This is a genomic window from Methylobacterium oryzisoli, assembly GCF_046557895.1.
Classification (GTDB): Bacteria; Pseudomonadota; Alphaproteobacteria; order Rhizobiales; family Beijerinckiaceae; genus Methylobacterium; species Methylobacterium oryzisoli.
Genome location: NZ_JBKIBX010000003.1, coordinates 133,770 through 156,708 on the forward strand (window position 1 = coordinate 133,770; position 22,939 = coordinate 156,708).

The window sequence follows — 22,939 nt, forward strand, 5'->3', positions numbered from 1 at the left end:
GGACCCGATGGCGCGCGCATGGATCAGCCTGAAAGGCGTGGTGTTCTTCGGCGGGGCGGCCCTGATGCTGGCGCCGGCCATCGTGGCGGGGTCGATCTACGCCGGCGGGCTGCAGCAGCACACCGAGGCCCTGCTGGCCGAGAAACTGCGCGCCCGGGGCGAGGTCGGGGCCGACCAGCTCGCGCGCCGCCTCCACCAGCTCTGGCAGGACGTCGACGGCCTCTCGCGCAGCGTCGACCTCTCGCGGCTGGACCGCGCGCGCCACGACATCTCCCTGCTGGCCCAGCTCGACAAGCGCTACTCGTGGATCGGGGTCGCGACCGTCGAGGGCCAGGTTCTGGCGGCGAGCGGCGGCCTCCTCGAAGGCGAGAGCGTCGCCCAGCGGCCCTGGTTCCGCCTCGGCCTCGAACGCCCCTCCGCGGGTGACGTCCACGAGGCGCAGCTCCTCGCCAAGCGCCTGGGCAATACCGGCCGCGACCCGCTGCGCTTCATCGACCTGTCGGCCCCCCTGCGCCGACCGGACGGCAGCGTGGCCGGCGTGATCGGCGCCCACGTGGACTGGCGCTGGGTGACCGAGACGCTGAAGAGCCTCAGCGCCCCGGACATCGACGTGATCCTGCTCTCGCGCGACCAGCGGGTCCTGTACGGACCGCCCGACCTCGTGGAAAAACCGCTCACCGTGGGGGCGGCGAGCGCGGCCGTGCGCGGGGCCGGCACCGCCGTGACCCGCGAGGCGTGGCCGGACGGCAAGGACTACCTCACGGTGAGCGTTCCGGCGGTGGGGCACGCGGACCTGCCGAGCTTCGGCTGGAGCCTTCTGGTGCGCGAGAACGTGGGCAGCGCGCTGGCGCCGACGCGGGAGCTGGTGCGCTCGTTCTGGACCCTGCTCGGCGGCGGCGCCCTGTTCGCCCTGCTTCTCCTCTTCCTGATCGCCAACTGGGTGGCGGTGCCGCTGCGCCGGCTCGTGGCGGCGGCGAGCGAGATGGAGACGCGTGCGCCCGAGCGCCCGCCTCACGAGGAATCCCGCTACGAGGAGGTCCGGCGCCTCAGCATCTCCCTGGTGCGGCTCCAGACCCGGCTGCGGGACCAGGCCTGATCCGGTTTTCCCTGATCGCCTCGGCCGGCTTCCCCGGCTGCTTTCCCGGACGACGGGAGCGCCAGCGAAAGGAGATCCGGGAAAGGGGTGGGTCGGCCCTGGGATGTGGTCAGCCCTGGCGGCGGCGCGCGTGGTCGGCGAGGCGCGTCACCTGGGGCAGGGATTCGAGCAGCACGTCGCCGGTGATCGGGGCGGGGCGGGGCGTGCCGAACAGCGAGCCCTGGGCGAAGTCGCAGCCGGCCCGCTGCAGGACATCCCACTGCTCCTTCGTCTCGACGCCCTCCGCCACGATGACCCGGCCGAGCTGGTGCAGGAGGCGGATCATCGCCTCCACCACCCCGCGCTGCTCGCGGGGGACGAGGAGGCTGCGGATCACCGACACGTCGAGCTTCACCGCGTCGAACGGAATGTCGCGCGGCAGCTGGAGCGACGAGAGCCCCTTGCCGAAATCGTCGAGCGCGACGCGGATGCCGCGGCGGCGCAGGGCCTCCAGGCGCTGGGCGATGCGGTGCCGGTCATCGATCAGGATCGTCTCGGTGACGTCGAGCTGCAGGCGCTGCGGCGGCAGGCCGGTCTCGGCGAGCGTGGCGTCGACCAGCGTCACGATCTCGTCGGTCCGCAGCTGGACGCCCGAGACGTTGACGCAGACGAGCGGCGCCCCCTCCCAGGACACGGCGGCGCGGCAGGCCTCGCGCAGGACGAAGCGGCCGAGATCCACGATGGCTCCGCTCGCCTCGGCCAGCGGAATGAAGCGGCTCGGCGGGATCTCCCCGAGCACCGGGTGGCGCCAGCGCAGCAGCGCCTCGTGGCCGACCACCCCGCGGGTGGCGAAGGACACCACCGGCAGGTAGACGACGCTGAAGGCGTCCGCGCGCAGGCCCTCCGCGAGGTCGGCCTGCAGCGCGCGCCGCGCCTCGATGGCGCCGACGAGCGACTCGTCGAAGCGGCAGTGGCGGCTCCCGCCGTCGAGCTTGGCCCGGTCGAGGGCGAGGCCGGAGCGGCGCAGCAGCATCTCCGCCCCCGATCCGTCCTCGGGCCAGACCGCGATCCCGACGCTGACGCTCACCGGCACCTGCCGGTCGGCCACCACCACGGGCGCGGACAGATGCTCGACGATCTGGAGCGCCACCGCCTCGGGGGAGCGCTGCGGGCCGGTGCCGACCTGGATCACCGCGAACTCGTCGTCGCCGAGCCGGAAGACCCGGTCGAGCGTGCCGGACTCGACGCCCTGCACGAGGCGCTTGGCCAGGGTGGCGAGCACTTGGTCGGCGGCGGCGTGGCCGATCACCACGTTGATGTCCTTGAAGCGGTCGAGATCGATCCGGTGCAGCGCGAAGGCCGCGTTGCTGCGGACGCAGGCGGTGATCTGCGTCCGCAGGGCCGCGTCGAAGGCGACGCGGTTGGGCAGGCCCGTCGCGAGGTCGCGCACCGCGATCTGCCTCAGGCGCTGGTCCGCCTCGCGCTGCTCGCGCAGGGAATTGACCGCGAGCACGTAGGTGCCGTCGCGCCAGGGCTTGGCCCGCACCTCCACCGGCACGGCGCCGCCGGCCCGCCGCAGGAGCGTCTCGACGGAGCGCGGATCCTCGCCCGTCCCGCAGGCCGCGCGCAGCGGCGGGCTGCCCGGCTCGGTCAGCGCGTCGAGGCTCTCGCCGCGCAGCGACGCGGCGGAGCGCCCGACCAGCCCGCAAAAGCTCGGATTGACGTCGAGGACGGCCCCGTCGCGGCAGATCGCGATGCCTTCGAACGCCGCCTCCGTCAGGCCGCGCAGGCGCTCCAGCGCGACCTCCAGGGCGGCCGCCCGCGCATCCGCCACGAGGCTGTGCGCGGCGAGGTGCAGGAGGAGCGCGCAGGCGGCGGCGACGCACCACGCCGCCGCCTCGCGCGGGACGATCAGGGCGGGCACGACCACGCCGGCATCCGGAACCACCGTGGCCGCCGCGAGCGCGAGGACGTGCATGCCGCAGATGCCGAGCGTCAGGAGCACGCTCGCCGCGAGGCGGGCCGGCAGGCCGGTGCGGCGCAGGCCGAGCGTCATGGCGAGCGCCGAGAGCCCGGTCCCGGCCGCCACGGCGGCGGCGGCGAGGGGCAGATCCCAGACGACGCGCCCCGGCACGACGGTCCCTTCGAGGCCCAGCACGTGCAGGCCCGCGAAACCGAGCGCCAGGAGGGCGGCCGCGAGGGCGGGCGCGCCGGCCCGCGGCGAGCGGGCGATCGCGAGCGTGCCGCAGACGAGGAGGATGCCGAGCCCGAACGCCAGGGCCATGCTGGCGGCCTCGAAGCCGAAGCTGATCCCGGCGGGATCGTAGGCCAGCATGCCGAGCACGTGCGTGCTCCACATCCCGCCCCCGGCCGCCACGCCGACGACGAGCTGCCGGGCGAGCCGATACCGCGTCGGCGGGAGCGGCCCGCGCCGGGCATCCGCCATGAGCGCGAACAGGGTGTAGGCCGTCGCGAGGCCGATCAGCCCGTTGAGCGCCAGCAGGCCGGGGATGTGCTCGTCCGTGATGCAGGTGAGCAGCCGGTACATCGCTCACGCTCTCTGCCCGCCGCAACTCCGTCCTCTATGTCGGGCAAGCCTTACCGGATCGTTAACGGAACCATGTCCCGAGCGTATTCGCTCAGAAAAACAAATTGCCTTTATCAATTGTTTGGCGTCCGCGGGGCCAATCAAGTGTATCCATAACGCAGTAGACGGGATCTCCCGCTTGGCAATTGCGCTGACATCAAGGCCACCGGTTGCTGCGGCCGATTGCCGGCCGGCGACGCGGAGGCGTCCGGCGGGCGAGCCGCCGACGGATCACGCCCCCGAACGGCGCCGCGCAACGGGCACGCAATGCTGCTGCAACACGGATCGGGCACGACAGCGTTGCCCGGCCGCGATGGACCGGAGCACGTCTCTCGATCGCTGTTCTCTCGCGCGTCCTCGCGCCGGACCGTTGCCACGTCGGTGGATGAGCCTGCTCACCGCCGCGGTCCAGGCCGAGGCCTCGCGAAGGATCGCGCAGCCCGCAGGCAGGTGACCGATGGCCGGCAACGACATCCCGACGCTGGGCGACCTGTTCAAGGTCAACGCGGTGACGGATCTCCACCTGAGCGCCGCCGTCGCGGCCTATCTCGCCGACCCGAGACCGGGGCTGCGGGAGATCGCGAGCGGCATCCGCCTGGACATCGCCGCCGCGGTGGAGGCGCATGAATGGGCGCGGCGCGTGGTCGCCGACGAGTCGATCATCGCCCAGGCCCGCCGCAACGCGATTCGGCGGGCGATCCTGATGGCGCGGCCGGGCTGAGGAGCGGGCGGGCGCGGCATCGCCGCCGAACCGGCGGTCCTGCCGAGCGGACGAGGCTCAGCCGAAGAGCGGCCACGCGCTGTTGAGGAGGATGCCGGTCGCCAGCAGCACCACGCCCGCCACGATGAGGCTGACGGCCTCGATCGGGTGCCAGTCGTGCTGCTCGTGGCGCGAGCCGGCCGGAAGGGCCGCGGAGGAACCAGGGGTTATGCGAGACATGTCACAGGCGGCTTGCCGCTCTTGAGGCCGGGCTTGATGCGCCAAGACTGGATCCATGTGGTTAACATTTCGTTAGTCGCACAACCGTCGTTAGCGACCGCCGCGGCCCATACCGTGCAAATTGTGATGCCGTGAGGGCAGCGCAGCCGCATGGGCGGCCGTGCCGCAGGCGGCGGCGAGGCGCCCGGCCGCGCGCGAGGGGGCCGGGGCGTCGCCCCCTCAGAAACACACCTCCCGTTAACCACGACGGCTTCAAGTGCACCGCATGTCGAAGCACCCTGATTTGTCCTCTTCCCCTGTCGTCAGGCAGATCCTGGCCCTCGGGCGACCGTCCAATCAGCCGGTCGTCCAATCCAATTTGGTCGAGTTGTGGAAGCGCCGCACCCTCTCGACTGCGGCCGGTGACGTGGCCGCGCGCCGGCTGATCGACTTGCGGCGGAAAAGCAAACCGTAGATTTCATCCCGGTCCGTTTCGGGTTGTGCTCGACTGGTCGCAGGGCACCTCTCACGCCGCCGCCGGACTGCCGGCGGCATCGCCGGCCGGCCGCCGGCAGTCCGGTCCCGGCGAAGAAAAGCCCGCCGCGGCGCGGAGCCGGGCGGGCCAAGGCTGTCGACTTGAGACCGTTCGGACCAGAGCACGGGACGAACCGGCCCGCGTCATCCATTCGGCGGAGGCGCGGCGTGCGTCCGGTCCCGACGCTCAGCGCAGGAAGTCGCCGAAGGCTCGCGGGCCGCTCGCGGTCCTGATCGTGCCCGTGACCGCGAGTGTCTCGGCATCGATCACGCTCAGCGTGTCGGACTCCCAGTTCGCCACGTAGAGGCGCGTCCCGTCGCGGCTCACCGCGATGCCCTCCGGGTAGTCGCCCACGGTGATGCGCGGACCGGGCGCGAGGGTCGCGAGGTCGAAGGTGCTCACGGTGCCGCCGTACTGGTCTGTGACGAAGGCGCGCCCGCCCGTGAGCGCCACCGCGTAGGGACGCTCGCCCACCGGCACCCGGGCGACCTCGCGGCGGGCCGCGAGGTCGATCACCGAGACGTCGTTCGAGCCGACATTCGCCGTGTAGGCGCGCCGCCCCTCCGGATCGATGGTGACGCCGAAGGGCCGGGTGCCGACCGGGATCGCCGCGAGGCGCTCCCGGGTGCGGGTATCGACGAGCGAGACCGCGTCGTCGTCGCGGTCGGCAGCGGCGAGCAGGCGGCCGTCGCGGGTGAGCGCGAGGCCGGAGGGCGAGGTGCCCACCGCGATCTCGCCCTCCACCGCAAGCGTCTCCGGGTTCACCACCATGAGGCGCTTGGCGAACCAGTCGGCGACGTAGACCGTGCCGTCGGCCGGGTTCACGGCGATGCCGAGCGGACCGCCGCCGAGCGTCACCGTCCTGATCACCCGCCGCGCCGCGGTGTCGATCACCGCGACCGCCTTGGCCTCCGGGGCCGTCACGTAGGCGCGGGCGCGGTCGGGCGAGAGGGCGATGCCGGCCGGGGCGCCCGGCACGGGAATCGTCGCCACGACCCGGCGCGCGTCGAGGTCGACCACGTCGACCGTCTCGGCGCTCTGGGCCGTCACGAACGCCTCCTCGGCGAGGGCCGGCCCCGCGGGACCGGCCAAGGAACCGACCAAGAGGCCGACGAAGAGGCCGACGAAGAGGCCGGCGCCGAGGATCGGCCCCGCCGGCCGGCGCCCGGAGCGGCGGCTCACGAACCGCTCTTCTCGACCTTCGCCTTCAGGCCCTCCAGCCCGGCCTTGTAGAGGCCCGACACCGCCTTCACGGCCGCCTCGTCGTTCAGGTCCGGCGGCGGATCGTTGTTCATGAAGCCGCGGTAGAACGCGCCGTCCCAGGTCACCGTGGACTTGCCGCCCTCGGCGGGCTCCACCTTGATCGTCGAGGAGTAGTTGTTGACCGGCAGGGTCTTCACGTCGACCTTGGTGATCCGGTAGGACAGGCTTTTCTGATCGGCCGAGTACTTGTAGAGCTCCTCGTCCACGGTGGCGCCGCCCTTCAGCGTGAGGGTGCGGGTGGCCTTCACCTCGTTGCCGCCCTTGCCCTCGGTCTTCTCCACCGGCGGCAGCCAGCTCATGTCCTGGAAGTTGCCCACGACCGCCCAGACCTTCTCGGGGGGCGCGTTGATGACGACCTTCTCCTCGACCTTCTTGCGGGTCGGCCCGTGGGCCTCGGTGGCCAGCGGCGCGAGCGCGACGAGCGCCGCGACGGCGCCCCCGATCAGAAGCTTCATGGGTGTGTCCTTCTCCAGTGTCACTCGTCGTCCAGGAGGATCCGGTCCTGCGCCGCCAGCCCGAGCGCGGCGGCGACCTTCTCCTCGATCCAGCCCCACGCCTCACGCTCGGCGGGGCCCGCCGTCTTGGAGACCGCGATCCGCAGGTAGCGCATCTCCGAGAGCACCTTGTCCGGGGGCAGCCGGTCGAGCCGCGTCGACAGGATCGCGGCCTCCAGCACCGCGGCCTGCGCCCGGTTGTAGCCGGTGAAGGGGCGGTGCGCGGCCTCGTGGACCGCGCGGGCGCGGTAGCGCGGCCGGACGGGATCGTCGTCCACCGCCACCACCTCGAACTCCCGGTGGCCGTAGGCCTCGGCGAGGCGCCGGCCGGGGATGCGCGCGCAGGGCAGGGTGGCCCAGTCGCGCCGTCCGGTGACGCAGCCCGCGATCACCCGCATGTCGGCGGGGGCGGCGGCGGCGAAGTACGGGTTGGCATCGAGGTTGGCGATGGTCGGGGAGGGGCGGAAGGGCGCCAGCACGACGTCCGGCCCGTCCGCGATGAGGCCGAACGGCACGAGGTGCAGGGCACCCTCCGCCCCCTGCGTCGTGACGATGGTCTCGAGGATCAGCGGCACCGGCTCACTCCGTCTCGGCCGGGGCGGGTTTGCCGCCGCGGGTGTGGCCGGCCTCCTTGAAGCGCGTGGTGTCCTCGGCCACCGCGTCCACCGCGCAGCCCCAGTCCAGGGGCTCGTCCTGCACGTAGCGCTTGCCGAGCCGCCACGCGAGTTCGGCTTTGGTCAATTCCCCGCCGAGGTAGAAGGCGTGGCCCCCGTCCTGCGCCACGTCGAGGGCGGGGAAGAACGCCATCGCGTCGGTGCCCACGCGGTGGATCGCGCGGTTGTAGACGTGCACCCCGTCCTCGGCCACGGCCACGCGGTAGTTCGGGTCGCGCACCTCGGCGGCGAGCGCCGCGATCTCGTCTGGCGTCTGCACGTAGGGCCGCTTGTCGTGCAGCCCCAGCAACTGCCGGCCGTAGCCCTTCGGCAGCGCGCCGTCGGCCTTGGCCGCGTACATCACCCGGCGGGCGGCGTCGTGCTCCTCGACGGTGCGGCGGGTGTGGTTGGAGACCTGCACGATCAGCACGTTGCCGATCGCGAGCTCCGAGCAGATGCCCAGCAGCAGGGCGGTGACGCCGACGCTGTCGGCCTCGGTCAGCTCGGTGAGGTTGCCGGTCCCCATCATCATCGCGATGTCCGGGTGGCGGCGGCGGAGCTCGTGGTAGCGCACCAGCGAGGCGGAGAAGCCGAAATGGATCGGCTCCAAGATCGGGTCGGCCAGGAAGGGCCGGCCGGCCTGCTCCATCCGGGCGATGGCGCGCTCCAGCGAGGCGAGGTCGTCCGGCCGCACCGGCACCAGCACCGGCACCGCATCGGTCTCGAAGGCGAGGTCGAGGTTGTCCTCGTTGAGGCTCAGCAGGTAGTCGGCCCCGGCCCGGGCGCCGCGGGCGAGTTCGTCGCGCGAGAAGGAATCGACGCTGACGGCGAGCCCCGCGCCCTTCAGGAGCCGCACCGTCTCCTCGAGGTGCGGGAAGGGCGTGTCGGGCAGGCCGCCGAGGTCGATCACGTCGGCGCCGCGGCGGGCGAGGTCCTGCGCCCGCGCCAGGATCTCGTCCGGGGCGAGGCGGGGCGCGTCGACGATCTCGGAGAAGATGCGCAGGTCGTGGCGCGAGAGGTCGAGGGCGCGGCCCGCGAGCCCGAGATGGGCCGGCAAGTCCACGATCTCGTCGGGGCCGCGCTCGACGGGCACGCCGAAATGGGCCGCCAGCGCCGCCGTGTCGGCCCGGCAGCGCCCGGGCAGGATGACCCGCGTCACGCCCGCCGGCACCGTAACCCGGCGGCGGATGATCTCCTCGGTCATCAGCGCGGCGACCTTCACGCCCGCATCGAGGATGGTCCAGGTGAATCGGTCGCGCGGCAGCGTCTCGGCGATGCGCTCCAGGCGCGGCTTGGCGAGCCGGCCGGTGATGAAGGCGAGGTGCTCCGTCATGGCGTGGGCCTCCCGCGGGCGGCGGGGGTTCCGGTTTCCGTCCGGGCCGCGTCCACGACCCGTCGCCCTACGAAGCGCGAGGAACCCCTCTCCCGTGCGGGAGAGGGGCAGGGGTGAGGGTCCCGGGAGGGAGCCGTAGTGAAACGCAGTAAGTGGTGAGGGGAGCGGAAGGGTTCAGGATCAAGCATGAGGCGTGGTGCTGGTAGCTGAAACCGCTCCGCCTTCTTGCGGCACCCTCCCGGGACCCTCACCCCTACCCCTCTCCCGCACGGGAGAGGGGATCCCGCGCTCATCCATCGACGGGGCGGCCACGGAGAAGGCCTCTGCAATGCGGCGCGCATGTCAGGCGTCCGCCAGAAGCGCGGAGGCATCCGCCGCCCGCCACACCCGGTCGCCGCCCGGCCCCCGCAGCACGATCGCGCCCGAAAACCGCGCCGCGAACTCCGAAAAGGCCGCGTCCAGCAGGTCGCCGGCATCGGCGGACTTCACCAGCAGGCAGCGCGCAGCGCCCAGATCCGCGGCGAGCCAGAGGGCGAGGCTGTCGGAGGTGACGTCCCAGGTCTCGGGAATGGCGGGGTGGCCGGCCGCGAGCCGGGCCGGGTCCCAGACCGGCACCCCGCCCCGGGCGAGGATCGCCGCCGGGTCGGTCGTCACGGTGAGCCGGGGTTCGAGCGCCTGGAGGATGCGGGCCATGCCGCCCATCGCGTCGAGGGCGAGGCGGTGGGCGAGGGTGTCGCCGAAGCCGAGCGCCCCCTGCGCCGCCCGCACCGCCTCCGCGAGGCCGCCGCCGCCCGGCACGATCACGGCCGGCCCCTCAGCGCCGCCGGCGAGCGCGCGCAGGAGATCCCGCAGCCGCGGCGCATCGGCCACGAGGCTGCCGCCGAGCTTCACCACGCTGAGACCGGGCGCCATGCGGGGTTCTCTACGCCGCAGCCGGGGGCGCCGCCGCCGCGGCGCGGCGTCGCGCCGCCTCCGCGGCGAGGCGCTGCGCGGCCTCAGCGACGCGGGCGGGATCGAGGCCGGCGCGCCGGTCGCCGCCAGCGCAGAGCCCGCCCCGGAAGCCGAGATAGCCGGGCCGGACCGGTGCCAGGAGCGGAATGTCGTCGAGGGCGAGCGAGCCGGCGAGGCCCGACATCAGGCCGAGCCGGCGGCAGGCCGCCGTGAAGGCCGCCAGCCGGGGCAGGGGCAGGTGCTGGAGCAGCCGCCGTCCGTCCTTGCCGCGCGTGTCGATCATCGCCCCGCGAAAGCCCGCCGCGGCGAGCGCCGGCAGCCGGTCCGGATGCGGATCGTCCTCGGCGAACAGCACCGCGATCACGGGCGGGCCGGCGGGCAGGCGCAGCTCCGCCGCGGGCAGCCCCGGGGGCAGGGCGATCTTGAGGTAGTCCGCCCCCGACCCGGCGAGGGCGGCGAGCAGGCCGGCGGCCTCCGCGGCGCTCGCGGGCTCGCCCGCCACCGCGCTCGTCGCGCCCCCGCGCGCCGCCGCCACGATGGCGCGCACTGCGGCCGGCGCGAGGGAACCGAGCGCGCCGCGGGCGGGGTCCTTGGCATCGACGAGGTCGGCGCCGCCCGCCCGAGCGAGCGCCGCCTCGGCGGCGTCGCGCACGCTGACGAGGAGACGCACCGGCGTGAGGGGCGGGCCGGAGGCGAGGGGAGGCTCGGACACGCTCAGGACCGGCTCGGCAGGGGTTCCGCGAAGAGGCGGTTCTTCACCAGCCAGCGCACGCCGTGAAGCCACGTGTCGTCGGTGTCCCCGCGGATCACCACCTGGCCGCCGCGCAGCACCTTGCCGCTGCCGGTGTCCGAGATGGTGATGCTGAGGTTGAGGATCTGGTTGGTGTTGCGTTGGACGTAGCCGTAGACGGCGAGGGCCGCCCCGGCCTCCTTGGCGATGCGCTCGGCGCAACCCTCGCACTTGTAGAGCGGCGCGTCCTTGCGGATCTCGGCGGCCTTGGGCGCGAGGTCGACGAACGCGACCTGGCCCTGCGCCGCCACGGCCTTGCGCAGCTCCTCGGTGGCGAGCGCGAGGCGGCGCGCCTCGTCGGGCCGGGGCGGGCGCCCGCCGACGACTCCCGGCTCCAGGAGTTCGATGCCGAAGAGCGCCGCCGTCTCGGGCGCGGCCGCGGCCGGCCGCGCGGCGTCCAGCAGCAGCAGGGCGGCGAGGGCGGGGAGGAGGCGGGCCGGCAGCATCGCCGGACACTGGCACAGCGCGCGCGGCCCGCGCAACGGAGCGCCGAGGCGAATCCGGGACCGGGCGCACGCCTGCGCCTAGGACTTTCGGGTGCGGCGGAGCGCGCCCTTCCCCTTAGATTTCCCTTAGCGATAAGGCATTGAGGGCACGTCGGAATCCTTGTTAGCGTGCGCCCCGCATGGCCTCCTCCCGCCGCCTCCTCGCCTCCGGTCTTCTCGCCGCGCTCTTGGCAGCGCCGCTGGCCGTCCTCCTGGCGGGCGCCGTCCCGCCGGCCGCCGCGCAGGCGCCGGCGCCCCCGCCCGCCGAGTCGCCCGCCACGTCCTCGTCCTCCGGGGCGGCCGAGATCCGCATCGGCCTGATCCACCGGCCGCCGGACGCGCCGTCGTCCTACGACGCGCAGGCCGCGCCGGAGGACGAGGGCGTGGCGGGCGCCCGCATGGCGGTGCGCGACAACAACGCGAGCGGGCGCTTCCTCAAGCTCCATTACGCCCTGGAGGAGGTGGCGCTCGCCAACCCCTCGCCGGGCGAGCCGCCGCCGCAGGATCCGGTCGCGGCGGCGCGCGGGCTGGCCGACAAGGGCGTGCGCTTCATCGTGCTGGCGCTGCCCGCGCCCGAGGTGCTGGCGGTGGCCGACGCGCTGAAGGGCAGCGGCGTGACGCTGTTCAACGCCGCCGCCCCGGACGACCGCCTGCGCGCGGCGGATTGCCGGGCCAACGTCTTCCACGTCGCCCCGAGCCGGGCGATGCAGACGGACGCGCTGGCGCAGTTCCTCGCCTTCATGCGCTGGCGCAAGCTCTTCCTGATCGTCGGGCCGCAGGAGAACGACCGGCTCTGGGCCGAGGCGCTCAGGCGCTCGGCGAAAAAATTCGGGCTCCAGATCGGCGCCGAAAAACCCTGGACCTTCGGGCCGCTGGCGCGGGCGCGCGGCGACACCCCGACCCGGGCCGAAGCCCTCGTCTTCACCCGGGGCCTCGACTACGACATCGCGGTGGTGGCGGACGAGGCGGGGGATTTCGGCGATTACGTGCCCTACCACACCGCCGACCCGCGGCCCGTGGCGGGCACGCAGGCGCTGTTTCCGACGACCTGGCACCCGACCCTGGAGGTCTGGGGCGCCGCCCAGGCCCAGAACCGCTTCCGCCGCCTCGCCGGCCGGCTGATGCGCCCCCTCGACTACCAGGTCTGGACCGCGTTCCGGGCGGTGGGGGAGGCGGCGATGCAGAAGCGGACCGCCGATCCAGCGGCGCTGGCCGCGCAGATCGTCGATCCGGGCTTCACGCTGCCGGCCTACAAGGGCGTGTCGCTGACCTTCCGCTCCTGGGATCACCAGTTGCGCCAGCCGATCCTGCTGGTGCAGCCGAGCGCCCTCGTCGCGGTGGCCCCCGAGCAGGGCTACCTGCACCAGCGCACCCCCCTGGACACGCTGGGTTACGACCAGCCGGAGAGCCAGTGCAAGCTGCCGAAATCGTGATCGGCGGCCCGCCGCCCTTTCCGACCCCCCGCGCCCCATCGCGCCCGCCCACCCCGCCGCCGGTAAGGCCTTTGTCCGCCTCGCCCGGGACCGGGCGGGACGCTACATACCGCCCTCAAGAAACCACCAGGGAGACCCCCATGAGACGCCACGGGACGGGACGCGCGTCCGGGCCACGCCGCTTGCGCCGCGCCATCGCCGCCGCGGGCCTTGGGCTGAGCCTGCTGGCCGCCGCCCCGGCGGGCGCCTACACGGTCTACGTCACGAACGAGAAGGGCAACTCGGTCAGCGTCATCGACTCGACCACGCTGCAGGTCACCGCCACCTGGCCGGTGGGGCGCCGGCCGCGGGGCGTGACCATCAGCCACGACGGCAAGCAGCTCTTCGTCTGCGCCAGCGACGACGACCGGGTCGACGTGATCGACACCGCGACCGGCAAGGTGGTGAAGTCCCTGCGCTCGGGGCCGGACCCGGAGCTGTTCATCCTGCATCCGAGCGGCAACCCGCTCTACATCGCCAACGAGGACGACAGCCAGGTCACGGTGGTGGACATCGAGAAGAACCGGGTCATCGCCGAGATCCCGGTGGGCGTGGAGCCGGAGGGCATGGGCCTGAGCCCGGACGGCTCGGTGCTGGTCAACACCTCCGAGACCACCAACATGGCCCATTTCATCGACACCAAGACGCACCAGGTGATCGACAACGTGCTGGTGGATGCCCGCCCGCGCTTCGCCGAGTTCTCGGTGGACGGGAAGTGGCTCTGGGTCTCGGCGGAGGTGGGCGGCACCGTCGCGGTGATCGACACCGCGACCCGCAAGGTGGTCAAGAAGATCTCGTTCAAGATCCCGGGCGTCACCGACGAGCAGATCCAGCCCGTCGGCGTGCGCCTCACCCGGGACGGAGCCCGCGCCTTCGTGGCGCTCGGCCCCGCCAACCGCGTCGCGGTGATCAACGCCAAGACCTACGAGGTGGAAAAATACCTGCCGGTCGGCCAGCGGGTGTGGCAGCTCGCCTTCACGCCCGACCAGAAGCAGCTCTTCACCACCAACGGCACCTCGAACGACGTCTCGGTGATCGACGTCGAGGCCCTCAAGGTGGTCAAGAGCATCCCGGTCGGCCTCCTGCCCTGGGGCGTCGTCGTCTCACCACATTGATCTCCCTCGCCAACGGACTTTTTCTCATGCGCCCGATCCTGCGCGCCCTCGTCGCCGCGGCGCTCCTCGCCGCCGGCCCGGCGCTCGCCCGCGACCTCGCCAAGGGCCGCACCGACCTGCCCGACCTCGTCCTCGGCGACGACCAGGGCAACGACTACGCGGTCTCGACCAAGGAGATCGAGATGGAGGCGGGCAAGTCCTACCGCCTGCGCATCACCGCCAAGGGCCAGAAGGAGTACAAGTTCTTCGCCCCCGAATTCTTCCGCGGCGTGTGGATGAACCAGATCGTCATCAACCATCTGGAGATCCACATGGCCGGGCCGCCCCACCACCTGGAGTTCGACGATCCCGGCACGATCGAGGTGGAGTTCGTCACGGTGCGGGCGGGCGAGTTTCCCTGGACCATCCAGGGGCTGGAGAGCCGCGGCATGACCGGCCGCTTCATCGTGAAGTAGCGGCCTGTTTCGGGACGCGCCGCGCCACCCTACATGCCGGACCGACACCGGAGGATTCGTCAGCCCATGCGCTCCCTCGCCCTCGTCCTCGCGCTCACCGCCGGCGGCATCGCGGGCGCCCGCGCCGACGACGCGGCGGCCTGCCGCGACGGGATCGCGGAGATCCGCGCCGCCCTCGACAAGGCGCCGCCCGAGCCGGCCGCCGGCCGCCTCCGGAAGGCCCTGCGGGTGGCCGAGCGCGAGGCGCGCGAGGGCGAGTTCGACGAGTGCCTGGACGCCGTCCGGGACGCCAGGGCCGGCCGATGAGCGCCGCGCCCGACGCCCCGGCCCTCCCGGAGCCGGCCCTGCAGGTCGAGCGGGTGAGCCACCGCTTCGGCAGCCGGGCGGCCCTCGACGACGTCTCGCTCGCCGTGCCGCGGGGCCAGTTCGTGGCGCTGCTCGGGCCGAACGGCGCGGGCAAGACCACGCTCTTTTCGGTGGTGACCCGGCTCTACGCCAACCAGGACGGGACGGTGGCGATCTTCGGCCACGCCCTCTCCCGCGAGCCCTCGCGGGCGCTCGCGCGCCTCGGCGTGGTCTTCCAGGCCCGCACCCTCGACACCGACCTGACGGTGCGCCAGAACCTCCTCTACCACGCCGCCCTCCACGGCATCGCGCGCCGGGCGGCGGATGCCCGCATCGCGGCGCTCCTCGGCCGCGTCGGCCTGCTCGAGCGGCGCGACGACAAGATCCGCACGCTCTCGGGCGGCCAGTCGCGGCGCATCGAGATCGCCCGGGCGCTGATCCACGCGCCCGACCTGCTGCTCCTCGACGAGCCGACCGTCGGGCTCGATCTCGAGGCGCGCGCCGACATCGTCGCCATCGTGCGGGCGCTGGTGCGGGAGGAGGGGCTCTCGGTGCTGTGGGCGACGCACATCTTCGACGAGGTCGAGCCCCAGGACCGGGTCGTGGTGCTGCACAAGGGCCGCGTCGTGGCGCGCGGGCTCGCGGGCGCGCTGAGCGAGCCCTCCGGCTCCCTGGAAGCATCCTTCCGCCAGATCACCGCCGAGGCGGGCCGGAGGCAGGTCGCATGACCCATCCCGCACCGGCCTCCGCCGCGCCCCGCGGCCGGCTCGACGCCACCGGCTACCTGATCTGCTTCCTCGGCATCGTGCGCCGGGAGCTGCTGCGCTTCTTCAACCAGAAGGAGCGATTCTTCTCCGCGCTGGTGCGGCCGCTCGTCTGGCTGTTCATCTTCGCGGCGGGATTCCGCAACACGCTCGGGCTGTCGATCACGCCCCCCTACGAGACCTACGTGCTCTACGAGGTCTACGTCGTGCCGGGCCTCGCCACGATGATCCAGCTCTTCAACGGCATGCAATCCTCGCTCTCGATGGTCTACGACCGCGAGGTCGGCTCGATGCGGGTGCTGCTCACCAGCCCCTATCCGCGCTGGAGCCTGCTGCTCGCCAAGCTCGCGGCGGGCGTCGCGGTCTCGATCATCCAGGCCTACGTCTTTCTCGCCATCGCGGCCTTCTGGGAGACCGACATCCCGCCGTGGGGCTACCTCGCGGCGCTGCCGGCCTTCATCGCCGCCGGGCTGATGCTCGGCGCGATCGGGCTCTTCCTGTCCTCGCTGGTGCGCCAGCTCGAGAATTTCGCGAGCGTGATGAACTTCGTGATCTTCCCGATGTTCTTCGCCTCCTCGGCGCTCTACCCGCTCTGGCGGGTGCGGGAATCGAGCGATGCGCTCTACTGGATCTGCCAGGCGAACCCGTTCACGCATGCGGTGGAGCTGGTGCGCTTCGCCCTCTACGGCGCCTTCAACCCGGTCTCCTGCGCGGTCGTGCTCGGGACCGGGATCGTCTTCTTCGCCCTGGCGGTGATCGCCTACGACCCCGGCCGCGGCCTGCTGGCCCGGCGCGGCGGCCCGGCCGGCGAGGCCGCCTGACACCCATCGAGATCGAGGTCCATGCTCCGCCTTTCCCTCCTCGTCACCACCGTCACGGCCGCCGCGGCCCTCGTCTCTCCGGCGCTCGCCCAGCCGAAGCCGGACCCGACCTGGCCCTGCACGCAGCGCAAGGTCTCGACGCTCGGCCCCGGGGCGGTCTGGACCGGGCCGGACGTCGCGCAGGCGCTCACGGAATGGGGCAGCGACCGCGAGGCCGCGCAGCTCGCCCAGAAACTCGCCTCGCGCCGCACGCCCCTGGAGGAGGCCGACGGCCTGATCGCCGACTTCGCCGAGAAGGCGGGACCGGAGAAGGCCGAGCGCCTCACCCGGGTCTTCGCCGGGGTGTTCGAGCTGCTGAACGGCGAGCGCGACAAGGTGATGGCCGGCATCACGCGCTACGCGCGCGGCCAGCGCGTCATGGCCGAGCGCATCCGCGAGGAGGCGAGCCAGATCAGCGAGATCAAGACCTCGCCCGACGTGAAGGAGACGAAGGAACTCGCCGACCTGGAGAGTCGATTCAACTGGGACAAGCGCATCTTCCAAGAGCGCAGCCAGTCCCTGACCTACGTCTGCGAGGTGCCGACCCTGCTGGAGCAGCGCCTCGGCGAGATCGCCCGGAAGATCCAGGCGAAGCTCTGAGGCCGCCTCCGCCTCATCGGGGACGGCCCGCGGACCGCCCTCAGTTCCGCAGCGCCCGGTCGGCATTCACCACGGCATCGAAGCCCCGCGCCGCCTCGGCGCCCTCCAGGTCGCGCAGCCGGGTGCCGCTCACGTCGGCGCCCGTCCAGGTGGAGCCGGCGAGGCGCGCGCCCGTGAGGTCGGCGCCCGACAGGTCGGCCCCCATCAAATTCACGTCCGTGAGGTTGGCGCCCCGGAGGCTCGCGAAGTCGAGCTTGGCCCGCGACAGGTCCGACCCGGCGAGGTCCGCCCCGTCGAGCTTGGCCGAGACCAGCACCGCCCGGATCAGGCCCATCGACTGGTTGCGCATGTCGGCCCCGCCGCGGGCGCGGCGCACCACCGCCCCGGTGAGGTCGGCCCCGGTGAGGTCCGCCACCAGCCGCGCCTCCGACAGGTCGGCCCCGGCCAGCACGGCGTTGCGGGCCTGCAGGGCGAACAGGCTCGCGCCCCCGAGCTTGGCCCCGGAGAGATCGGCGCCGAGCGCCCAGGCCTGATCGAGGGTGGCGCCGGACAGGTCGGTGCCCGCGAGCCGCGCCTTGTTGAGGCGGGCGAGGCGCAGGTTCGCCCCGCGCAGGTCGAGGCCCGAGAGATCGAGGCCCGACAGCCGCTTGCCCGAGAGGTCGAGCGGCCGGCCCGCCGCCTCCCGCACCATCGCCTCCACGGCCGCGCGAGTGGTCTCGGCTCCGGCCATCTCGGGCGAGGTCAGGTCGATGTGGCGCATCATGTCCTGCGCGACCGCAGCCGGCGCCGCCAGGAGCCCCAGCACGGCCAGCGCGTGGGCCGCTCGGCATCCCATCCCCATGGCGATCGTCTCCCCTGTCGCGGCCCGTCGGCCGCCTGCGGGAAATCAGAGGCGGGGGCCTGCCGCCGAGCAAGCCGGAGCACGATCCGGGCCTTGCGGCTCACGGCATCGTGACCCGCCCGGACGACCCGGCCCGAGCGCTCAACCCATTGTCGCGCCTGAGAACCGAAGCCCCTGGCGGGCTGTTGAGAAGGTCCGCGCCGCCGGCCGGCCCGGCACGCCGTCCTCGACAGGAAAAAATTCTCATGCGCCTCACCCTCGCCGTGACGACCGCCTTTCTGGCGGCCTCCAGCGCCGTCCCGGTCCTCGCGAGCCCCTGCGGCGAGCAGATCGCCACCATCGAGCGCCGGCTCGACAGCACGGGAGCGGCCTCCGTCACCGGCAGCACCGGCACGCAGACCGGCTCGCCCCGCGCCCTGCCGACGCCGCCCGGCGGACAGCCGAGCGATCCGAACGTCACGCCCAGTCCCGACAAGATCGCGCAGGCGCGGGAGCTGATCGCGAAGGCGCGCGCCGAGGACAAGGCCGGTCAGACCGACGCCTGCGAGAACACCATGAGCCAGGCCAAGACGCTGATCGGCGCGCTGCCCTGACGCACCCGCTCTCGATCCCGGTCTACGGGGCGTTGGCCACCACGGGACCGGACGGCACGAGGCCCGCCGTGCGGCGCCGTTCGCAGCCGACCTTCAGGTAGTTGGTCGCGCGGTCGAGCAGGCCGGACCGGGCCGCCAGCGTCTCGCCCTGCATCATGCAGGTGATGGGCGAGGGCGCCGGCGCCACGAAGACGTCGAGCGCCGTGTCGCGGGAACAGTCGGGCGCGGCGAGGGCCTTGGCGCAGACCAGCGCGACGGTGAGGAATTCGGCCATGCCACCTCCACCGGCCCCCATCGTGCTGCGCGTCTCGTGACCCGCACCGGCAGTCCTCGGGCCGGGCGACGACCTGCCGTACTCGAAGCCGGCGAGGCGATTCACGTGCCATGCCCGGGCCACGACCGCTCGTCGCGACGTTATGCTGCACTGCAGCAACACCCGGCGGTCGAGTGAGGCGAGAGGCCGAGCTGGGTTGAGGCCAAGTCGGGCCGAGCATCGAGCCGTTCCGTGCCCGATCCTGCCTCGTGCGGCACTGCACATCCGTACAGTCGACGGAGGGTCATCCTGCTTTTCGTGGCAGTCTTCGCCATCATGGAGAGAGCAGATGCTCAAGCCCCTCAAGTCCAAGCAGGCGCCGAAGCCCGAGACCGCGTCCGAGATCTTGTCGGATGCCGACCTCGATCACGTGTCCGGCGGCCTCAATCCGCAGCCGCTGCCGCCGCGGTGGCTGTTCAGCAGCTTCCGGATCCAGGCGCTCGTCCTGCCGAAGCTGTTCGTCTGGCGCTGAGTCGGAGACCGCTACGCCGGACGCCGGCGGGCCGCTCGATCCGGCGTCGGGCGGTCCGTCGCGACGTGCATGGCACGCAAGGGAAAGCCGCTCGCATCGTTATCCTCCGCAGATCATCACCGCCTCATTTGCCCTCAAGGATTCCAGATCTCCCATGCGGCTCGCGGCCGGTCCGACTATCATTTCTCGACGATTTCCTCCGCACTGATATGATACGACCATCGTCGCCTGCTGCCGCGCTTCGTTGTTTACAATCCAGAAACAATTTTCCCGCGAAAGCTTGAAACCAAATATCGCCGACCGGGTTTATGGGCGTCACGAAAGGAGGACACCCATGCGACTGAAGTTGGCAGGCGCGGCACTCCTCGCGCTCGGAACCCTGTTCGGCACCGGCTCGGCGGCCGAGGCCAGGGACGGCTGCGGTCCCGGCTTCCATCGCGGCTATTACGGCTGGTGCCGGCCGAACTTCCGGCCCTATGCCTACCGCCCGGTCTTCTACGCCCGTCCCGTCTTCTACGCCCGTCCCGTGTACGGCTACGGCTACGGCTGGCGCCGGCCCTGGGGCTGGCGTCACGCGGGCTGGCACCGCCCGTATGGCTGGCATCGCCCGTACGGGTGGCGTCACGCCGGGTGGGGTCACGGTGGATGGGGCTGGCGGCGGGCCGGCTGGCACCATGGCGGGTGGGGCTGGCGCCACGCCGGGTGGCATCGTCGCTGGTAGGCGCGGTTCGGGGCCGGCACTCCGGTGCCGGCCCATCGGTCCCGATCCGCTTCAGCGGCGATGCACGGCGAAATTGCCGAAGGCCTGCATGGTCGGCATGATCTGCAGGCGATTCACGTTGAGGTGGCGCGGCAGCACGCACGACCAAAAAATCGTCTCGGCGATGTCCTCGGCGGACATCGGCGTGAGGCCCTCGTAGGGCTTGGCCGCCTGGGCGGCATCGCCCTGAAACCGCACCAGCGAGAACTCCGTCTCGGCGAGCCCGGGCTCGATGTTGGTGACGCGCACCTGCTTGCCGATCAGATCCGCCCGCAGGTTGAGGCCGAACTGCTTCACGAAGGCCTTGGTGGCGCCGTAGACGTTGCCGCCCGGATACGGATAGTCGCCCGCCACCGAGCCGAGGAGCACGACGTGGCCCTCGTCGCGCGCGACCATGCCCGGCAGGAGTGCGGTCACCGTGTAGAGGAGACCGTTCACGTTGGTGGCGATCATCTGCTCCCAGTTGCCGATCTGGGCCTGCTGAGCGGGCTCCAGGCCGAGCGCCAGCCCGGCATTGGCGATGCAGACGTTGGGCGCGTCGAAGCCGGCCGGGAGGGAGGAGACGAGTGCCGTCACCGCGTCGCGGTCGGTGACGTCCAGTTCGGCGACGTGGCAGCGGTCGCCGAGTTCGCGCCGCAGCGCGTCCAGGCGCTCCCGGCGGCGGCCGGTGCCGATGACGCGGGCGCCGGCCTCGGCGAAGCGCCGGCATACGGCCGCCCCGAAGCCGGCGGTCGCGCCGGTGACGAACACGGTCAGACTCGTCGGATCCAGCATCGGAATCATCGCGTCGCTCCTGCCTCAGGGCCATACCTGACGGGGACGCGGCCCGTTTCAAGCGGCGCGGCGGCTCAGCGGCGCCGGTCCAGCAGCGGCCACGCCAGCAGCAGCGCGAGGGACAGGACGATCGCCAGGGGCCCCGGCCACAGGAGCAGCAGGGCGAGGGCCAGCACGGTGGCGAGAGCCGCAGCGAAGCGCATCCGAGGAGACCGGCGTGGGATGGCGTACCCTTTGAGGTCGTGCCGCCGCCGGCTTCGTCAACCACTCCCGCCCCGGACAGCCGTGCGATCAGCGGGACGGGAGCGCGCCTCCCACGCGGGCCGCGCCGTCAGAAGTCGCGCTGCACGCGCATGCGCACCTGCACGGCGTCGGCGAAGCTGGTGGTCGCCACGGGTGCGCCGGCGGCGTTCACCGGCACGCCGTTCACCACGTTGGCGACCGTCTGGCCCGGGTTGCGGTTCTGGTCGACGGTGCGCCCGTTGTTGAGCGAGACGCGGGTGTAGAGGGCCTCCAGGCCGATATCGAGGTCCTTGACCGGCGACCAGATCACGTTGCCGCCCACCACGAACTGGTTGGTGTCGCGCAACTGGTTGCTGAACGCGAAGGCGGCCGGCGCGGTGACCGGATTGCCGATCCCGTTGAAGTTGACCAGGCCGAGCGCCGTGCGGGCGCCCTGCGGAAAGGCGATCTCGCCGTAGCTGCCGAACACCGCCGAGCGCCAGTCGGGCGTCCAGTAGTGCAGGTAGGAGGCCAGGACCGTCCAGCTCGTCGACAGCTCCAGTCGCCCGGTGGCCGGGTTGACCACGGCGTCCGAGAAGAACTGCGGGAAGGGCGAGCCCTGGATGTTGCCCGCCGTCACCGAGGCGGCGTACTGGCCGGTGTAGAACGAGTAGCCGGTGTAGCTCTGCGCGCCCTCGCCGTAGGCGCCCTGGAGGTAGAGGGAATCGCCCTTGGCGATGAACGGCAGGTTGATCTTCACGCCCCCCTGGACCGCCCAGCCGTACTCGTTCTGAGCACGGGGCGCGAAGGTGGTGCCCGCAGGCCGCGCCACGGGAGCGCCCACCGAGGCGTTGAAGCCGTTGATGGCGAAGGAGGCGTTGCCGGTGTTGATCTCGTGCACCGCCGCCGAGATCTGCGCCGCGCCCCAGGCGCCGTCGTAGCGCAGCGTGCCGACGAAGTCGGGCAGGCGCGAGCGCTGCACGACGTCGAGGAAGGCCAGCCCCACCGGGTTGCCGGCCGCGTCCGTGCCGATCACCGGCGAGACGTTGAAATTGCCGGTGAAGACGTTGAACTGACTGGCGAGGTTGCCGGTCGTCGCGGCGTTGCCGTAGAGGGGCGTCTTGCGGAAGATCGGGTCTTCGAGCGAGAGCGTCGCCGAGAAACCCTCGCCCAGGGTGGCCGTGTAGGCGATGAGGTTGGTCGAGGCCAGTTCCGAGCCGGCCGTGGCGCCGATGATCTCGAAGTCGTGGGCGTAGAAGTCGAAGAACGACGAGGCGCGGCCGGCGGTGAGGCCGGCGAACTGCACGAACGCCTTGTCGACGTTCGCGAATTGCTGCGAGCGGCCGAACGTGTCGACGCCGAGCGCCGGGAAGGCGTTGCCGATGCGCTGCTGCGTGCCCGAGGTCAGGAACGCGCCGGTGCGGCTGGCGATCTCGAAGCGCACGAAGGCGCGCAGGGTGCCGTAGCCGGTCTGCGTGCGGGCGTCGAGGTTCAGGCGGCCGAGGCCGCGATACTGCGAGAGATCGCCGTTGGCGCCCGAGCGGCCGTAATTCTGGGCGTATCCGGCCTCGAAGCGGGCGCGGCCGCCGACGCGCAGGCAGGTGTCCGTGCCGGGGATGTAGAAGAAGCCCGTGCCGTAGGCCGAGCAGACCCGGAGGTACTCGACCAGGGCCGCCTTCCGGACCGGCTGGTCGGCGGCGCCCGCCCCCGTGATGCCCGTCAGACCGGCCGCGGAGACGAGCCAGAAGCGCTTCGCAATCGCCATGATGTGCACCTCGTGAGCGGGGCGGCGCGCCGGCATCGGATCCGGGCACCCTCGACCGCACGACGCGACTTCCTGCCCAGCTTGGCGGACATTGCAAGCCCGCCGAACCTATTCGGGGACATACGCAACACAAGCCCGGCGAGGTGTGACCCGAAGGCAATAATTCGTCGGGTAAATTTTACGCGACTTTTCTAGGAGAAATATGAAGTATATTGCATTGACGGTACGCGCAACCGATCGCAACACCGAGATCAGGCGAGATAACCGCTGATCTTGTGCGCACTGGCGAGACCAAGTGGCCGTGGCGATGCCGGGCGCGCTGAAATCGCCGCAACCGGCCCGCAAGGCGCGCGCGCGGATCCCCGGCCTCGCGGTCCTGCTGGCGGTCATCGCCGCCGCGCCGGGGCCGGCCGAGGCTGCTCGCCGGCCCGCCGCGGCGCCGGGCACGGCTGTCCGGGGAAAATCGATGGCGCGGGGAACCCCTCTCCCGCACGGGAGAGGGG

27 protein-coding genes are annotated in these 22,939 nt (G+C 72.3%); 13 read left to right on the forward strand and 14 right to left on the reverse strand.

Annotated features, from left to right (window positions below; genetic code table 11):
- The first annotated feature begins 7 nt into the window (after positions 1-7).
- A complete protein-coding gene (locus ACKUB9_RS04805; protein ID WP_407519947.1) occupies positions 8-1,096 on the forward strand; it encodes a cache domain-containing protein in 1,089 nt (362 codons plus the stop codon).
- Positions 1,097-1,205: 109 nt separating this feature from the next.
- Here the strand turns inward: ACKUB9_RS04805 and ACKUB9_RS04810 are convergent, their stop codons facing one another.
- Complete coding sequence (locus ACKUB9_RS04810; protein WP_407519948.1) at positions 1,206-3,623, reverse strand: putative bifunctional diguanylate cyclase/phosphodiesterase; 2,418 nt, start codon at positions 3,621-3,623, stop codon at positions 1,206-1,208.
- A 496-nt stretch (positions 3,624-4,119) separates the two neighbouring features.
- Here ACKUB9_RS04810 and ACKUB9_RS04815 point away from each other — a divergent pair, with 496 nt between their 5' ends.
- The gene (locus tag ACKUB9_RS04815) at positions 4,120-4,383 is read left to right on the forward strand and encodes a hypothetical protein (protein ID WP_407519949.1); all 264 of its coding nucleotides are present in this window, start codon (positions 4,120-4,122) and stop codon (positions 4,381-4,383) included.
- A gap of 57 nt (positions 4,384-4,440) precedes the next feature.
- Here the strand turns inward: ACKUB9_RS04815 and ACKUB9_RS04820 are convergent, their stop codons facing one another.
- From ACKUB9_RS04820 to ACKUB9_RS04855, 8 genes are all read right to left on the reverse strand, one after another.
- Positions 4,441-4,602: a hypothetical protein gene (locus tag ACKUB9_RS04820; RefSeq protein WP_407519950.1), complete on the reverse strand. Its 162-nt coding sequence runs from the start codon at positions 4,600-4,602 to the stop codon at positions 4,441-4,443.
- 700 nt (positions 4,603-5,302) lie between these two features.
- Positions 5,303-6,220, reverse strand: a complete 918-nt coding sequence (locus tag ACKUB9_RS04825) for a YVTN family beta-propeller repeat protein (RefSeq protein ID WP_407520087.1) — start codon at positions 6,218-6,220, stop codon at positions 5,303-5,305.
- A gap of 74 nt (positions 6,221-6,294) precedes the next feature.
- Entirely contained in the window at positions 6,295-6,834 is a 540-nt protein-coding gene (locus ACKUB9_RS04830; RefSeq protein ID WP_407519951.1) for an SRPBCC family protein, read from the reverse strand.
- Positions 6,835-6,854: 20 nt separating this feature from the next.
- On the reverse strand, positions 6,855-7,448 hold the full coding sequence (locus ACKUB9_RS04835) for a DUF447 domain-containing protein (protein WP_407519952.1): 594 nt from the start codon (positions 7,446-7,448) through the stop codon (positions 6,855-6,857).
- Between the two features lie 4 nt (positions 7,449-7,452).
- Entirely contained in the window at positions 7,453-8,859 is a 1,407-nt protein-coding gene (locus ACKUB9_RS04840) for a DUF6513 domain-containing protein (protein ID WP_407519953.1), read from the reverse strand.
- A 342-nt stretch (positions 8,860-9,201) separates the two neighbouring features.
- Entirely contained in the window at positions 9,202-9,771 is a 570-nt protein-coding gene (locus ACKUB9_RS04845; RefSeq protein ID WP_407519954.1) for an amino acid kinase family protein, read from the reverse strand.
- A gap of 10 nt (positions 9,772-9,781) precedes the next feature.
- On the reverse strand, positions 9,782-10,528 hold the full coding sequence (locus ACKUB9_RS04850) for a (5-formylfuran-3-yl)methyl phosphate synthase (RefSeq protein ID WP_407520088.1): 747 nt from the start codon (positions 10,526-10,528) through the stop codon (positions 9,782-9,784).
- Entirely contained in the window at positions 10,525-11,046 is a 522-nt protein-coding gene (locus tag ACKUB9_RS04855) for a DUF3280 domain-containing protein (protein ID WP_407519955.1), read from the reverse strand. The genes ACKUB9_RS04850 and ACKUB9_RS04855 overlap by 4 nt, the downstream gene beginning before the upstream one ends.
- Positions 11,047-11,225: 179 nt before the next feature.
- Between ACKUB9_RS04855 and ACKUB9_RS04860 the strand changes: the two genes are divergently transcribed.
- From ACKUB9_RS04860 to ACKUB9_RS04890, 7 genes are all read left to right on the forward strand, one after another.
- Complete coding sequence (locus tag ACKUB9_RS04860) at positions 11,226-12,518, forward strand: ABC transporter substrate-binding protein (RefSeq protein ID WP_407519956.1); 1,293 nt, start codon at positions 11,226-11,228, stop codon at positions 12,516-12,518.
- A 140-nt stretch (positions 12,519-12,658) separates the two neighbouring features.
- Positions 12,659-13,672, forward strand: a complete 1,014-nt coding sequence (locus tag ACKUB9_RS04865; protein WP_407519957.1) for a YVTN family beta-propeller repeat protein — start codon at positions 12,659-12,661, stop codon at positions 13,670-13,672.
- Between the two features lie 26 nt (positions 13,673-13,698).
- Positions 13,699-14,127, forward strand: coding sequence for a cupredoxin domain-containing protein (locus ACKUB9_RS04870; RefSeq protein ID WP_407519958.1), 429 nt, complete (start codon positions 13,699-13,701; stop codon positions 14,125-14,127).
- Between the two features lie 66 nt (positions 14,128-14,193).
- Positions 14,194-14,433 (forward strand): hypothetical protein, encoded by a 240-nt coding sequence (locus ACKUB9_RS04875; RefSeq protein WP_407519959.1) that lies wholly within the window; start codon positions 14,194-14,196, stop codon positions 14,431-14,433.
- On the forward strand, positions 14,430-15,200 hold the full coding sequence (locus ACKUB9_RS04880; protein ID WP_407519960.1) for an ABC transporter ATP-binding protein: 771 nt from the start codon (positions 14,430-14,432) through the stop codon (positions 15,198-15,200). The genes ACKUB9_RS04875 and ACKUB9_RS04880 overlap by 4 nt, the downstream gene beginning before the upstream one ends.
- Positions 15,197-16,057: an ABC transporter permease gene (locus ACKUB9_RS04885; protein WP_407519961.1), complete on the forward strand. Its 861-nt coding sequence runs from the start codon at positions 15,197-15,199 to the stop codon at positions 16,055-16,057. Before ACKUB9_RS04880 ends, ACKUB9_RS04885 begins: the two co-directional genes overlap by 4 nt.
- A gap of 21 nt (positions 16,058-16,078) precedes the next feature.
- On the forward strand, positions 16,079-16,696 hold the full coding sequence (locus tag ACKUB9_RS04890; RefSeq protein ID WP_407519962.1) for a hypothetical protein: 618 nt from the start codon (positions 16,079-16,081) through the stop codon (positions 16,694-16,696).
- A 40-nt stretch (positions 16,697-16,736) separates the two neighbouring features.
- Here ACKUB9_RS04890 and ACKUB9_RS04895 read toward each other — a convergent pair whose 3' ends face one another.
- Positions 16,737-17,537, reverse strand: coding sequence for a pentapeptide repeat-containing protein (locus tag ACKUB9_RS04895; RefSeq protein WP_407519963.1), 801 nt, complete (start codon positions 17,535-17,537; stop codon positions 16,737-16,739).
- A gap of 245 nt (positions 17,538-17,782) precedes the next feature.
- Here ACKUB9_RS04895 and ACKUB9_RS04900 point away from each other — a divergent pair, with 245 nt between their 5' ends.
- Positions 17,783-18,130 carry a hypothetical protein gene (locus ACKUB9_RS04900; protein WP_407519964.1) on the forward strand — a complete coding sequence of 116 codons (348 nt, stop codon included), beginning with the start codon at positions 17,783-17,785 and terminating at the stop codon, positions 18,128-18,130.
- A gap of 22 nt (positions 18,131-18,152) precedes the next feature.
- On the opposite strand, the gene ACKUB9_RS04905 is transcribed toward ACKUB9_RS04900, so the two are convergent.
- Complete coding sequence (locus ACKUB9_RS04905; RefSeq protein WP_407519965.1) at positions 18,153-18,404, reverse strand: hypothetical protein; 252 nt, start codon at positions 18,402-18,404, stop codon at positions 18,153-18,155.
- A 328-nt stretch (positions 18,405-18,732) separates the two neighbouring features.
- On the opposite strand from ACKUB9_RS04905, the gene ACKUB9_RS04910 reads away from it, so the two are divergent.
- Both ACKUB9_RS04910 and ACKUB9_RS04915 read left to right on the forward strand, forming a co-directional pair.
- Complete coding sequence (locus ACKUB9_RS04910) at positions 18,733-18,915, forward strand: hypothetical protein (protein WP_407519966.1); 183 nt, start codon at positions 18,733-18,735, stop codon at positions 18,913-18,915.
- A 334-nt stretch (positions 18,916-19,249) separates the two neighbouring features.
- Positions 19,250-19,636, forward strand: coding sequence for a GCG_CRPN prefix-to-repeats domain-containing protein (locus ACKUB9_RS04915; RefSeq protein ID WP_407519967.1), 387 nt, complete (start codon positions 19,250-19,252; stop codon positions 19,634-19,636).
- A gap of 51 nt (positions 19,637-19,687) precedes the next feature.
- On the opposite strand, the gene ACKUB9_RS04920 is transcribed toward ACKUB9_RS04915, so the two are convergent.
- From ACKUB9_RS04920 to ACKUB9_RS04930, 3 genes are all read right to left on the reverse strand, one after another.
- Positions 19,688-20,458, reverse strand: a complete 771-nt coding sequence (locus ACKUB9_RS04920; protein WP_407519968.1) for an SDR family NAD(P)-dependent oxidoreductase — start codon at positions 20,456-20,458, stop codon at positions 19,688-19,690.
- 65 nt (positions 20,459-20,523) lie between these two features.
- On the reverse strand, positions 20,524-20,652 hold the full coding sequence (locus ACKUB9_RS04925; protein ID WP_407519969.1) for a hypothetical protein: 129 nt from the start codon (positions 20,650-20,652) through the stop codon (positions 20,524-20,526).
- Between the two features lie 128 nt (positions 20,653-20,780).
- Positions 20,781-22,436, reverse strand: coding sequence for a porin (locus ACKUB9_RS04930; protein ID WP_407519971.1), 1,656 nt, complete (start codon positions 22,434-22,436; stop codon positions 20,781-20,783).
- 295 nt (positions 22,437-22,731) lie between these two features.
- Between ACKUB9_RS04930 and ACKUB9_RS04935 the strand changes: the two genes are divergently transcribed.
- The coding region (locus ACKUB9_RS04935) for a hypothetical protein (RefSeq protein WP_410825766.1) at positions 22,732-22,939 on the forward strand (208 nt) is incomplete at its 3' end.

Coding starts and splice junctions, on each gene's coding strand:
- ACKUB9_RS04805 (WP_407519947.1), top strand. CDS start 8: ATGGCGCGCGCATGGATCAGCCTGAAAGGCGTGGTGTTCTTCGGCGGG.
- ACKUB9_RS04810 (WP_407519948.1), bottom strand. CDS start 3,623: ATGTACCGGCTGCTCACCTGCATCACGGACGAGCACATCCCCGGCCTG.
- ACKUB9_RS04815 (WP_407519949.1), top strand. CDS start 4,120: ATGGCCGGCAACGACATCCCGACGCTGGGCGACCTGTTCAAGGTCAAC.
- ACKUB9_RS04820 (WP_407519950.1), bottom strand. CDS start 4,602: ATGTCTCGCATAACCCCTGGTTCCTCCGCGGCCCTTCCGGCCGGCTCG.
- ACKUB9_RS04830 (WP_407519951.1), bottom strand. CDS start 6,834: ATGAAGCTTCTGATCGGGGGCGCCGTCGCGGCGCTCGTCGCGCTCGCG.
- ACKUB9_RS04840 (WP_407519953.1), bottom strand. CDS start 8,859: ATGACGGAGCACCTCGCCTTCATCACCGGCCGGCTCGCCAAGCCGCGC.
- ACKUB9_RS04845 (WP_407519954.1), bottom strand. CDS start 9,771: ATGGCGCCCGGTCTCAGCGTGGTGAAGCTCGGCGGCAGCCTCGTGGCC.
- ACKUB9_RS04855 (WP_407519955.1), bottom strand. CDS start 11,046: ATGCTGCCGGCCCGCCTCCTCCCCGCCCTCGCCGCCCTGCTGCTGCTG.
- ACKUB9_RS04860 (WP_407519956.1), top strand. CDS start 11,226: ATGGCCTCCTCCCGCCGCCTCCTCGCCTCCGGTCTTCTCGCCGCGCTC.
- ACKUB9_RS04865 (WP_407519957.1), top strand. CDS start 12,659: ATGAGACGCCACGGGACGGGACGCGCGTCCGGGCCACGCCGCTTGCGC.
- ACKUB9_RS04870 (WP_407519958.1), top strand. CDS start 13,699: ATGCGCCCGATCCTGCGCGCCCTCGTCGCCGCGGCGCTCCTCGCCGCC.
- ACKUB9_RS04875 (WP_407519959.1), top strand. CDS start 14,194: ATGCGCTCCCTCGCCCTCGTCCTCGCGCTCACCGCCGGCGGCATCGCG.
- ACKUB9_RS04880 (WP_407519960.1), top strand. CDS start 14,430: ATGAGCGCCGCGCCCGACGCCCCGGCCCTCCCGGAGCCGGCCCTGCAG.
- ACKUB9_RS04885 (WP_407519961.1), top strand. CDS start 15,197: ATGACCCATCCCGCACCGGCCTCCGCCGCGCCCCGCGGCCGGCTCGAC.
- ACKUB9_RS04890 (WP_407519962.1), top strand. CDS start 16,079: ATGCTCCGCCTTTCCCTCCTCGTCACCACCGTCACGGCCGCCGCGGCC.
- ACKUB9_RS04895 (WP_407519963.1), bottom strand. CDS start 17,537: ATGGGGATGGGATGCCGAGCGGCCCACGCGCTGGCCGTGCTGGGGCTC.
- ACKUB9_RS04900 (WP_407519964.1), top strand. CDS start 17,783: ATGCGCCTCACCCTCGCCGTGACGACCGCCTTTCTGGCGGCCTCCAGC.
- ACKUB9_RS04905 (WP_407519965.1), bottom strand. CDS start 18,404: ATGGCCGAATTCCTCACCGTCGCGCTGGTCTGCGCCAAGGCCCTCGCC.
- ACKUB9_RS04910 (WP_407519966.1), top strand. CDS start 18,733: ATGCTCAAGCCCCTCAAGTCCAAGCAGGCGCCGAAGCCCGAGACCGCG.
- ACKUB9_RS04915 (WP_407519967.1), top strand. CDS start 19,250: ATGCGACTGAAGTTGGCAGGCGCGGCACTCCTCGCGCTCGGAACCCTG.
- ACKUB9_RS04920 (WP_407519968.1), bottom strand. CDS start 20,458: ATGATTCCGATGCTGGATCCGACGAGTCTGACCGTGTTCGTCACCGGC.
- ACKUB9_RS04925 (WP_407519969.1), bottom strand. CDS start 20,652: ATGCGCTTCGCTGCGGCTCTCGCCACCGTGCTGGCCCTCGCCCTGCTG.
- ACKUB9_RS04930 (WP_407519971.1), bottom strand. CDS start 22,436: ATGGCGATTGCGAAGCGCTTCTGGCTCGTCTCCGCGGCCGGTCTGACG.